Source organism: Jiella marina, from assembly GCF_024359545.1.
In the GTDB taxonomy this organism is placed as follows: domain Bacteria; phylum Pseudomonadota; class Alphaproteobacteria; order Rhizobiales; family Rhizobiaceae; genus Jiella.
The window spans coordinates 507,060-519,042 of the sequence record NZ_JAKQZG010000002.1; the positions used below are offsets into that span (position 1 = coordinate 507,060).

Annotated in this window: 7 protein-coding genes and 1 tRNA gene; 1 reads left to right on the forward strand and 7 read right to left on the reverse strand. The window is 61.7% G+C overall.

Features of this window, described 5'->3' with window-relative positions:
- The 7 genes from MF134_RS05840 to MF134_RS05870 form a co-directional block, all read right to left on the reverse strand.
- Complete coding sequence (locus MF134_RS05840; protein WP_255338464.1) at positions 1-3,021, reverse strand: DEAD/DEAH box helicase; 3,021 nt, start codon at positions 3,019-3,021, stop codon at positions 1-3.
- 3 nt (positions 3,022-3,024) lie between these two features.
- Positions 3,025-4,395, reverse strand: coding sequence for an EH signature domain-containing protein (locus MF134_RS05845; RefSeq protein ID WP_255338465.1), 1,371 nt, complete (start codon positions 4,393-4,395; stop codon positions 3,025-3,027).
- Entirely contained in the window at positions 4,392-5,309 is a 918-nt protein-coding gene (locus MF134_RS05850; RefSeq protein WP_255338466.1) for an OmpA/MotB family protein, read from the reverse strand. Before MF134_RS05850 ends, MF134_RS05845 begins: the two co-directional genes overlap by 4 nt.
- Positions 5,310-5,328: 19 nt before the next feature.
- A complete protein-coding gene (gene zorA / locus MF134_RS05855) occupies positions 5,329-7,455 on the reverse strand; it encodes an anti-phage ZorAB system protein ZorA (protein WP_255338467.1) in 2,127 nt (708 codons plus the stop codon).
- A gap of 704 nt (positions 7,456-8,159) precedes the next feature.
- A complete protein-coding gene (locus tag MF134_RS05860) occupies positions 8,160-9,797 on the reverse strand; it encodes a DUF3987 domain-containing protein (protein WP_255338468.1) in 1,638 nt (545 codons plus the stop codon).
- Entirely contained in the window at positions 9,769-10,164 is a 396-nt protein-coding gene (locus MF134_RS05865) for a PriCT-2 domain-containing protein (RefSeq protein WP_255338469.1), read from the reverse strand. The genes MF134_RS05860 and MF134_RS05865 overlap by 29 nt, the downstream gene beginning before the upstream one ends.
- 308 nt (positions 10,165-10,472) lie before the next feature.
- A tRNA-Leu gene (locus MF134_RS05870) sits at positions 10,473-10,557 on the reverse strand.
- 392 nt (positions 10,558-10,949) lie between these two features.
- On the opposite strand from MF134_RS05870, the gene MF134_RS05875 reads away from it, so the two are divergent.
- On the forward strand, positions 10,950-11,957 hold the full coding sequence (locus MF134_RS05875) for a complex I NDUFA9 subunit family protein (RefSeq protein ID WP_255338470.1): 1,008 nt from the start codon (positions 10,950-10,952) through the stop codon (positions 11,955-11,957).
- The last annotated feature ends 26 nt before the right edge of the window (positions 11,958-11,983 follow it).

Consider the following 11,983-nt stretch of genomic DNA (forward strand, 5'->3'; position numbering starts at 1 on the left):
TCACGCCGCCATGGCCCGTCCGTCCACGGCGCTGCCAAACAGCGCATCAAGGTCGCCGTCCTCGACCGGAGGCATCAGCATGTGGCGGGAGAGGCTGCGCTTCTTCTCCAGAAGCGCGTCGAGCGTAACGTCGAAGGTGGCATCGCCAAAGCCGGGATGCGTCGCGATTGGCACGTGGATCGTCACCGGTCTTTCCTGGCCGATGCGGTAAACTCGGTCGTTGCACTGGTCTTCGACGGCGGGGTTCCACCAGCGCGACAGGTGAATGACGTGGTTCGCCGCGGTGATCGTCAGGCCAACGCCGGCTGCCTTAGGTGAGAGAACGAGGAGGCTGAAGCCCGACGGCCCGGCCTGGAAGCGGTCGACGATCTCCAGCCGCCTGTCGCCGGGGACGGCACCGTTGATGATCTCCGGCTCGGCCGGCAGCTTAAACCGCGTCGCGATCGCGCTGGCGAAAGCCGACTGCACTGCCCGGTCTTCCAAGAAGACCAGCACCTTCTCCTTGCGCGCAGCGATATTCTCGAGGCAGGTAACGGTGTGCGCCATCCGCGCCGAGCGGGCGATCCAGGCGTCCACCGATCGTGGGTCCAGCGGGTCGAGCCCATCTGTCCCATCGGGATGGAGCGAGATACCCCGAAAGGCGTGGATCGCCTTCAACATGTCGCTTTGCTTGCGCTCGCCCATGCGTGCCGCCGCGACGGCCTTTTCATAGGCTTCCGCCTGAGCAGGGGGCATGGCTATACGGCTCGCTTCGACCGTCTTGGCGGGCAGGCCAGTCAGGATATCCGCCTTCATGCGCCGAAGGAGCACCGCAGGCGTCGCTGGGCTCGGGCGATCGAGCCGGGCTTTCAGCTCTTCGAGTTCCGCAGGGCCACCTTCCTCATAGGTTTTGGCGAAGCTCTTCAACTCGCCGAGATAGCCTGGCACGACGCGATCCATGATGCACCAGAGATCGGTTAGCCGGTTTTCGATCGGCGTTCCCGTCAATGCGAGGACGAAATCGGCGTTCATCGCCTTGGCGGACTGTGTGTTGATCGCTCCGGGCGCCTTGATCTTCTGCGCCTCGTCAAACACGGCAACCGAGAAGGCGACGCGGGCGAAGGCGCGGTGATAGTTGGCAAGCGTCTCATAGGTGGTGAGCACCCAATCAGCCTCGCGGATACGCTGGACGTCGAGTGCGTCCTCCGGCGTCAGGTCCGGGCGCTTCTCGGCCTTTAGCCGCCGCAGGCCGGAGCCAAAGGCGTCGATCCGCGTCCCCAAGGCTCCGGGCGCGAGGTGCCGCTCGCTCTCTTCGGCCCAGTTCCGCAGCAGCGCCGTCGGCGCGACCACCAGGATCGGCTCTTTGGCCGCGCCCTCGTTCAGGCCGAGCCGCATGCGGTTCTTGCGCACCCAGGCAAGGAAGGCGAGGGCCTGAAAGGTCTTGCCGAGCCCCATGTCGTCGGCCAGCAGTACGCCCGGCCAGCCGGCTTTCCAAGCGTCTACCAGCCAGTCGAATCCATCAACCTGATGCGGCTTCGGCTGGGTCCGGGCGAGATCATCCAACGGAAACTCACCGGCAGTCGCCGCTTCGCGCTTCGGCCAGGCGACTTCGTAGTCCACGCCTTCAAGGTTCTGCGAGATGAGCAGTACTTCTCGGTCGGTTTTCGGCACGTGCTGCGGGGCTGTGGCGGCCTCCGTCTCCCGCGCGCCGTCGTCGCCGGGCTCTTCCTCCTCGATAGCCGGCGTGGCCGAAGCCGGCTCGGGCCGCTGGAATGCGGACAGCGCCTCCTCGACAGCCGCTACCGGTGTCGGGACGTCTTCCAGCAGGATTTCGCCCTTCTCCGCTGCCTTTGCCTCGGCGACATCCTTAGTGATTGCCTCGAATCGGTCGCGGTTCATCTCAATCGTGCGGTCGCCAATCCTTAAAGGAAAGCTCTCGGGCAACCACTGGCCGGCCTTATTCTTCAGCCAGGGCAGCGCCGGCGGCTGCCACACGCCGAGGCCAAGGACCCGCTCGGAATATTGCGCCGTCTCCACGAAAAGCGCGCCGGCAACGGATTCTCGCCCTTCGCCCAACGATTGCGCGATCGCCGGCCGCGGATTTCGAACAAAGGCTCGCCGTTCCGCCGCCGGAGCCCGGCGCTTCTCTCGCACGACGTCGAGGGCGCCTTTCAGGTCTTCGTCAACGACGAGATAGGTGTTGCGGGCGAGGACGTAGCCGTCGCGTGTGCGGGCCTCTTGCGAGAAGAAGTCGTTGACGAAGCGCCTCTGGAGATCGGGCGGCAGAAGAGCGTCGTCCACCTGGTCACGGCGGGCGCCGGGCACCGTCTCGTCGTCGGCTCCCTTGCCGATTGGGGCGTCGTCTTCCTCGACCGTTGCCTTCTCGCGGCCCATCACGACCGGCACGAAGTCTGGACCGTTCGTCGTCTCGCGGACATCCAGAGCGAAGGCACCCGCTTGATAGACCGACAGGCTCTTCAAAAAATTGTCGTCCGACCGGATTGTCTCGCCGGTCGTGCGCTTTAGCGCCGCCTGCACCGGCCCCCAGGCCGCGATCCGCACGTCCGGGGCGCCGCCGACCGACGCGTTGTAAGCGTCGATTGCCTCCATCAGCTCAAAGACGCTGCGCACCAAGCGCGCCCGCTTATCGCCCCATACGGCGAAGCTGCCACGTCGCTCGATCCGGATCGTCGAGAGATTGGCGTCGTACCAGCGAACCCGGATTCGGGCGTCGCTGTCGGTCATCTTGCCCTCGAAGGATAGCGTCGCCGAAAGGCTGGCGAGCGGCGGCAGTGCGAGAGCATCGGCTACGGTCGGAGCCAGCCTAGATGCGGTCTCGTTCGGCAGGAAGATTCCGTCGTGCTCGCTGCGGGCATCGCCTTCCTTGACCAGACGGTGAAGGGTCTTCGCGGCATTGCCGACCGGCGCAGGCAGCGCCATCCACTCGCCGGCCATCACCGGCTTGCGGCCAAGCAAGCGTTTCTCGTCAGCCGTGATGAGAACACCGTCGGAGCGCAGATCATGGGTGAAGCGGACGGTCATCGCTCAGAGATACTCTTCCTGGGGGATTCTCGCCCCCACAGCGTCAAAAATTGCATTGGCGACCTTATGCTGCCATGCGCCCGGGCCGGAATGAGGGTAGTGGCGCTGCTCGAATTCCGCTTGATACTGGGTCGGCCAACGTAGTTCATCGGCAGCGTAGGAGCGTCTGTAGAGAACTGGCGCACCCTCGCGATCCGCGTCTTTCCACAAACGACACATACCGCTATGGCTCCACTCGGCGACGACTGCCCTTCCGATCCTCAAGAGGAGGACGGAGTGACCGCTTTGAATGCTGCCGCCTTTCTCGAAGCGCCCAAACTGTACTTTGCTGCCGAATCGGCGCCGTGCCTCGGCGACACCGGCAGAGTCAAAGACGACCCATGCAGTCTGGATGAGTTTCCGGTCGTACACGGCCTCCCAAAACGTTCTTCGATAACTCCACATTGCATCAGGAGCGACCGCGTCCACCACATCCAGAAACTGCCGTAGCGCCTGGCGCGTGAGCCATCTCCGCGCGATTTCAGCCGCTTCCGGCATGTTGACCCAGCGCCCTTCATTCGTTCGCGGATCGCCGAAGAGGCCGATCAACAGATCGAGGTAACGGTCGCAAATTTCTTCTGACGGCTGGTTTGCCGCAAAGGGAAGCAGCAGCGCGTTGGCGACCTGCGGACCATGGCTGGGGAAAAACAACTCGTCCTTCTCATCGAGCGCGATTGCCTTGACGAAGCTCAGCCGTTCGAGCGCTGCGAGCTGCGCCTCGTCAGCCAGAAGCCGCAACGCTTGCCCGGCGCAGGCTTCCGCGAACCCCGCCCGCACCGAGAGAGCGTTCAGACCGAGCGACTGCAATAGTCCACTTGGTGGCGTCTGGCTGTTTTTGGCCTCCTCCGCGACACGTCGTGGACCTTTGGAAGGATCGAATATCGCGTAGTCGCGCTGCAGCGCGTCGAACGGGCGACCGGCAAGTTCCACTAAGTTTGCCAAAGTTCCGGCTACTGCGTCGAGGCCCGGCAGGTTCGGCCGGAAGCTGTAGAGATACGACAGGGCCAATGACCGAACGGCAGCCTTGCGCCGCAGTTGGAAGAGCTGCTCCAGGAACGGCAGAAGCGTCATCTCAGACGCGGCCAACCGGGTCTGCGTCTCCCAAAGGCACCACGCCCCATCGCGCGCCTCGTTCGCAGTCAGCCGGCCGCCGTCGGCCAGCCGAGAGGCTACACGGGCCGCGATCGCGTCATAGTCGCGATCGTTGATCTTCTGCCCCCCCTCCGGCAGTTGGAGGTCTTCCGCGATCATCACAATCTGCGCCCGACGGTGCGGCGCAGGGCGGCCTCCATGTCGCACCGAGACCTCTCGCAGCGCCTCGCGGAACGAACTCATGGCGACATCGTCCCGCGTATCGGCAGATCGGCATTGGTTGCGGGTGTATGTATCAGTTGATCTACGCGTGCTTCCATCTGAGACAGGAGTTGGGTCACCGCCTCCAGGCGCTTGCGCCGCTCCGACTCCATCACGAAGCGCAGATCAATGCGCCTGTTGCGCGCATAGCTCGCACTGTCCTGCGTCAGAGCTGCTGGGCGGGTCGAAGAATAACCGGAAACGGAAAGGATCTCCTGGTCCTCGCTATTCTTCAATGTTTTTAGGACAGGAGCTGACGTAATCAGCCGACGATAGGTGTTGACGGCGCGCTCGGTGGAAAGCTGCCAATTGCGATTGTCCGTGCCGGTGACATCCGTGTGTCCCTCGACAAAGACTGTCTCAATGTTCGTTTGGTCGGTATTGTCGCAATCGGCCGGACCGTCTGTCGCGCAGGCAGAGAAGGATGGCAAGGTCGCAGCAAGTGCCCGCGCGATTGCGTCGACGTTTCTCGCAGCCTCGGCCGTCAAGTCGGAGCGGTCGGCGGCGAAGCGCACCGCGTTCTCGTTCAGACGCAGCACGCCATTCTTCTGGTCAATCGTGACCTTGATGTTTTCCTTCTCAAGGCGCTCTTGGATCTTGGCCAGCAGTTGGCCGCGGACTTGCTCGACGTGGCTCAGGTCCGCTATGTTCTGACGCACTTCCACCTGTAGCCGGTTAATTTGCTCTGCAACCTCTTCGACGATCTGGATTCGCTTCAGCTGCTCCTGCGTGATCTGGATCTGATCATCCGCTTTCTGGCGAAAATTTAGCGCAAATATCATCAGCATAATGATGAATATGAAGAGAATTCCGACCATCATGTCGGTCATTGAAATAAAGTAGTTTTCTTCCTCTTCGTCGGGATATCCATGTGCAGCGTCGTGTTCGACGATCATTGCCCGGCTCCGCCCATTTTCATGCCGCCTGCCCACTCAAGTTGTCCCGCCAGCGTTCGACGCTGTCGCTAATGCTTTCTGCCGTATCGTTGATCTGGACAAGCAGGCCGTTCAGCTTGCCGATAGCCTTCGCCAGCCCCTCGTCTACCTCCCTCACATGGCCGGAGAGGTTCTGCGACTGGTTGATTGAGGCTTGGGAAAGATCGGTCACAGCTTTGGCCAGTTCGACATCGATGCCGCGGAAGCTTTCGGCGTAGTTCTGCCAGAAGTTCTTCACTTCGCCGTGGGCGTCGCGCAGAGCATTTGCGGTTTCGCCGGAAGCCTCCTGTGCGGCCTTGAGCGCCGCGAGGGTCGTCGCGAGGTTCTCAGCCATGCCGTCGCTGGCCTTGGCGAACCGATCGCCAACCTGGAACAGCGGCTGCGACACCTGTCGCACGCTTGCAGCGGTCTCGTGGAAGACGTCGGCGGTTTTGCGGGTTTCGGAACTCGTCGCCGCGATAGCATTCGACTGGCCCACCATGCTCTGCTCGAGCCCCCGCATGGTCTGCATAAGCCGGTCGAACTCGCTTGAGATCGCGGTCATTATACTGCCGAAGCCGGTCTTCAACGTCTCGGACAGCTCGGTCGAGACAGCGGTAAGGGCATCCGCAGCATCACGTCTAGCCGAAGCGACATGAGCGCTCGTTGCCTCGACCTCTCCACGCATGTCGCTCTGGAAACGGCCGATATCGCCGCTGAAGGAGCTCACCTGCGCTTCGAGCTTCTCGAGGACGCGGCCCATCGCGGCTTCGAGCCGTTCGGAGGCGCCGCCCGCCGCCGTGGCGAGCGAAGCTTCTACCTGCACGTTGGCCCGCTCCATTGTCTGCCGCAGGGTTTCAGCGACGTCTGCAAAGGCAGCTCGGCTCTGCTCGGAGCTTTGACCGAGGTTCGCACCGGCCTCCGCCACAATGCGATTCAAGTTTTCCGCGGCTTCCGCCATGCGGCGCCCGAAATCCTCGCCGGTACCGCGCAGTCCGGCCTGCATTTCCACGAGTCCTACCTGCATCTGCGATAGCGTTGCGGCGAGTTCGCGCAGCTCCGAGCCGGCACCGCTCTGGACGGAGCGCGAGAACTCACCAACGAGGTCACGCATGCCGTCGGCGCTGCTTTCGCTCATCCGTCCCATGGCTGTGTCGATGCTCGTCGTTACCGGCATGAGGGCATTGCGAAATGCGTCGTTGATGCGCGGTCCGATCTCCTCGCCCATGCGAGCAAAGAAGTCGCCTTGGGTGATCTCCTTCAACTGGTCGCGCTGTTCCTTCAGCGTCGCATTCATTTCTGCCGAAATCGACTGCGGCGCGGTGTAGAGAAGCACGTTCTCCAGCTGCGCGCAGAAGCGGTCGAAGCAGCCTTCGAGCCAGATCGTGTAAAGGCGGAAGAGGATGGACAGGAGCAGCGAGGCACCGAGCCCGGCGATCGAAGTGGCGAACTTGAACGTCGCGATTTGCAGGAGGTCGCCCATTGCCGCCTGCATTGTGGCCGCGTCCGAGGCGTTCGCCGCCTCGCCCGCTTTATGAAGCGCGAAGACGAGGCCGATGAATGTAAGGAGCAGACCGGCGCCGACGAAGTAGCCGGGAACCGAGTTCATGATCTTCAGTCCCGAGCGCTTTTCGCGGGCTGTTCCGATGTTGATGAACGCTTGCGGTCTAACGGTGTTGCTAACAATGCTTGGTATGCGTTCGTCGCGCACCAGCGTCTCATCGAACTCCTGATAGGCGTGTCCGATCAGAGAATGCCGGCGTAAGCGCTGCCGGATGCTCTCGTAGTTTTCGGCGAAGGCGACGCGGCGCGCCTCGATCTCGCTTCCCTTGCCACCAATCTTCTCGATATGACCGCGCGCTGCACGCAGCGAGAGTCCGATCGACAGGACATGGCAAACCAAGAATGAAATGGACAGACCCGCAGCAAGGGCGCCAAGAAGCCAAGCGAGCGAGAAGGCGAACGCAGGATTGCTGATGGCGTCCGGATTTTGGGTTGCGTTTGCGATCGTCGGCCAGATCAACTCCAAGCGGAATGAAGGAATGCAATAGTTGGCAAGAGCGATTGTCCCCGCCGTCAGCATCCAAAAAATCAAAAAGCGGGAAAGTCCATTCCGCAGCAGTCGCATCCCTGCACCTGTCTCTCGATTTGAGAAGCCCCAAGGTGTTCCGTCCAGCGACGGTAAGGCTCAAAACGAAGGGATCTTATGCCACCTGAGGTTACGGGTCTGTTGCTGATGGAATGCACTTCTTTTCAAAGAACGCGAAGTCGCGTGCGGCCGGCTGTGCGCTTAGAGGCCGTGAGACGTCATGAGAGGTAATGAGCTTGAACGGGATGCCGTGAGGTATGGTGGGACGGTTGAGGCCCGGTCCCTCGGTTGCCGGGTCGCTCCGGGTCCTGTCTCTCGAGATTTGCGTGCCGGGGGAAGCGCCGAGCGTGGTTTGTGAGAGTTTTTAAATTAAATTTCAGATTTTTTCAGGGGTAGCCCTGTATCCGCGTAATATGACTTCGGATCGGCGCCAAATTAACTGGATTTCGGTTGATGTTGCCAAAACCTAGTTTTGACAACAGGGTATCGTTCGAGATCGGGCAACGATTTCAAGGACTTCGAGGTTTTGGCAGTTTTGGCAACTGGCACTGAGACATATATTTCCCCCTACTACCCCTTATCTATAGGGGGGATCGCTCTTTCCCCTAGAAGCGTTGCCAAAACTGCCAAAACCTCGCAAACCCCTGCGAAATAAGGGTTTCAGGTCGAAAACCCATGTTGCCAAAACGTTGCCAAAACCTCGACATGAAAAAGGCCCGCCGAAGCGAGCCTTGTTTGGAAAATCATCCGTCGAACAATTCCCACAGTTGCTGGTTCACCGCGAAGCTCTTAGGCGGCCGGCCACCTCTTGTCCCCTTTCGGCTTGCCTCGACCGGATAGCACCACTTGAGCGAGACCAAATATGAAATCGCTTCATCGACATCTTCAGGATTTGTGCGGCCGCTGATACCCTGAATGCCGGCCTCGCGCCGAACCTCCCGAGCGGTGAATAATTCTTTCCGCTCTACGACGATCCACTCGGCGATCTTCCGGGCGTCCTTAGTCTCCTTGGACTCTATGGCGTGCTGCCACACGCGGACCTGCATCGGTTTGATGTAGCTGTCGCGGAAGAAGATGGCCCGCTTCACGATGGACAGCGGGATTTCAGTCGGGAAGGGCTCGAAGGGATCAAGCGCCCATTCAAGCAGGAGGATGATCACCGCCAGACGCCCAACGAGGCCGTCCGACTTACCGAAGACCGATTGGAGGCGGACGGTCGTCTGTAGCTCTTCCTGGTTCTTCCTGTCCGCCCATTCAATGTAGTGGGTTCGCGCCTCCTTTGAGAAGGGAATGACGATCGGCTCCTCGCCGTCATATTGGATGTCGTCGAAAAGACGCCGAAGCAGCCACTCGAAGTCGGGCGGTGGCGCGCTTTCCTTGAGGCTGCGAAGCGTCGTTTCAGGCCAGAAAGGGATAAAGCGTGGGACGAAGCCGTCGTCGGCTTGCTGTTGGCCTGTTACGCTGAGAAGCCGGTCCGGCTGGATGCCGCCGATGATCGGCAGGGCGAACCGCTTCACGAACAGCGTGCGACCATTGTCCTTCACACGGTCCACCTTGAGCGGGCCGGCGTCGTACCCTTCGAGATAGTATCCGCGATCCGAGGAGGCGCTGTAGCGGCTCATGTCGTCGAACCGCTGCGCGATCTCTTGAGCCCACAGGCCGCAGCCGCGTGGCTGGCGCTCTTGGAGCCTCATCATGGCTTCGATGGTCACATTGTTCGCAACAATCTTCGGTTCGGCCGGCATGGGCTGAACCTTGGCGCCAGCGGGCTTTGCGGGAACGTCGCCTTCACCGCTAATCAGGATCGCCTTCACCTTCGCCTTGTGATCTTTGGCGATGGCCTCGGCGATCTCCTTCTCTTCCTGCCAGCGCTCATAATGGCGATGCCAAATTTCCATATGCGAGGCTTCGATGCGGTTCAGCGGACCCTCGACTGTTGAGATGGCTGGCGTCTTCTTCGTCGATGGGAGACCAATTACGAGCGACCATAGGACGGCCGGCTGTTGAAAGCCGGGGAGGATTTCCACCTTCACCGAATTGCCGAGTGCGGTTGACGCGCCGGTCAGAACAGCCGCGGTAACGAAGTCATCGGCCGAGTGGGCGTTCGTTGCGCCTGCTCGGATCATGTTCGCGATCTTCGGTGCAAAGATGTAGTCGAGATCGAGCTTCGGCGCAGGAGTGCGATTGTAGCGCAGCACCGATAGGTCAGGGTCGCCCTTGCGCGCCTCGGGTTGCTTCTTGGTCGCCCCGTCACGGTCGAACTCGCCATCGTCGTCGTCGTCGTCGTCGTCGTCGAAGAGACGCATGATCTCGGCACGCGACAACGGCGCCGGCCCTTCATCCTCCTCGACCTCATCGAAGAGTTCCGCGGTCTCGGCCATCGACTCGGCGTGCTCGGCTCCGAGGGCGCTGCATCACCGTCCGCATCGTGATCAGACGGCCGCGCGATTCCTTGTTCTTGATCGAGCGATATTGCTGCCTGGCGACGCGAAGGCTGAACTTGTCAGGGCACCGACGCGAGAACTCAAGGAAGATGTCGAGGCCGGCGTCGCCAAGCTCATGCTTGATCGCCATGCCCGTCTCGATCCACGTCTCGCGGTCCTCGGCGTCCCAATCGTCTAGGCGCGCAATCCAATCGGCGACTTCCTCTTCCGATAGCTCGAGTCGCTCGTCGGAGAGATGGTCAGGGTCTTCCACGTAGATGTGAGGTGTCAGCGCGTCGGCCTGGACGACGGCAAGTTCGAGCACGTCTCACATGTTGTCGTCGCGCTCGGGATGACCACTGATATGCAGACTTGTTTCAAGCTGCTCCATGTCCTGCCATCTGCGATACCGACAAGCGGAAGTCACCGGGGTCACCGCAACGTCGTGTCACCCGCTCTGAGCAGAAAATCTGCTGGTAGGTGATCTTATATGTCCAGAGATAACCGATCTTGGAGCGGGGCTGTGAGGCGGCCTCCAAAAGCCACCGTCAATCAAAAAACCGTATAAAATCCGTACAAAAAGAAAAGCAGTACTTAAAAAATCTTATAAATCAATAATTTGATGCGGCTGCTTGGTGCCCAGGAGAGGACTCGAACCTCCACGCCTCGCGGCACACGGACCTGAACCGTGCGCGTCTACCAATTCCGCCACCTGGGCTCGGGCCGGAGCATTAGAAGGTGGCCGATGGCGTGTCAACGCGGATTTTTTGCTGCGATGACATTGCGATGACCGATCGGGGCAGAAAAGCCGCGATCGGGTCGAAGGGGGCGATCGGCATCGCCGCGGGAGGCGGATCGTTCCAGCTGGCATGCGAAATGCCGGAACGACCTCTCCTGTGGGACGAAATCGCGTCTTCACCTCTCGGCGCGATCACGCTAAATCCTGCATCCGAAAATTGGAATCGATCCGATCCACCGAATGGCGGACCCGGCGCGGTCGCTCGAGCCCGGGCCGGACCAGGGCGGGAGCCGCCCGGCATTCGGCGAACGACGGGAACGCGTGCGTTCCGACCGCCCGATCGGCGCTCGGAACATGAAGGAGCCTCTGCCATGACCATCGGATTGAAAAAGACGGTCGTTCTCTTCGGTGGGTCCGGATTTCTCGGACGTTATGTGACACGGGCGCTCGCCCGGCGCGGGCATCGCATCCGCGTCGCCTGTCGCCGCCCCGATCTTGCCTATCACCTGCAGACCGCCGGAAACATGGGCCAGATCCTGCCGATTCAGGCCAATCTGCGCTATCGCTGGTCGGTCGACCGGGCGGTGGAAGACGCCGATCACGTGGTCAATCTCGTCGGCATTCTCGCCGAGAGCGGCCGCCAGCGATTCGAGGCGGTGCAGTCCTTCGGCGCGCGGGCCGTGGCGGAGGCGACGCGCGGCGTCGGCGCCGGTCTCACCCAGATCTCCGCCATCGGGGCGGACGAGAATTCCGGGTCCGTCTATGCCCGTACCAAGGCCGCCGGCGAGGCCGCGGTGTTCGAAACGCTGCCCGAGGCGACGGTTATGCGGCCCTCCATCGTCTTCGGCGCGGAAGACCAGTTCTTCAACCGCTTTGCCGAGATGTCGCGCTTTTCGCCTTTCCTGCCGCTGATCGGCGGCGGGCGGACGCGCTATCAGCCGGTCTTCGTCGGCGACGTCGCCGAGGCGATCGCCGACACGGTCGAGGGCAAGGTTCCCGCCGGGCGGATCTACGAGCTTGGCGGGCCGGAAATCCTGACCTTCAGGGAGATGATGGAGGAGATGCTGCGCGTCGTCGGGCGCAAGCGGGCCTTCCTCAACATTTCCTACGGCTCGGCCGCGCGCATGGCACGGCTGATGCGGTTCCTGCCCGGCGCGCCGCTCACCGAGGATCAGGTCCGGCTCCTGCAGCAGGACAATGTGGTCTCCGAGGAAGCCAAGGCCGAGGGCCGCACGCTCGAAGCCTTCGACATGATCCCGCGCTCGCTCGACGCGATTCTTCCGACTTACCTCGTCCGCTTCCGTCCGCAGGGGCAGTTCACCCGGCCGCAGCCCCAGGCCGGCGGCCTTGATGCCGAGAACCAGGACAAGCTCGTCTGATCACCGGCCCGGCTCAGGGCGGAAGA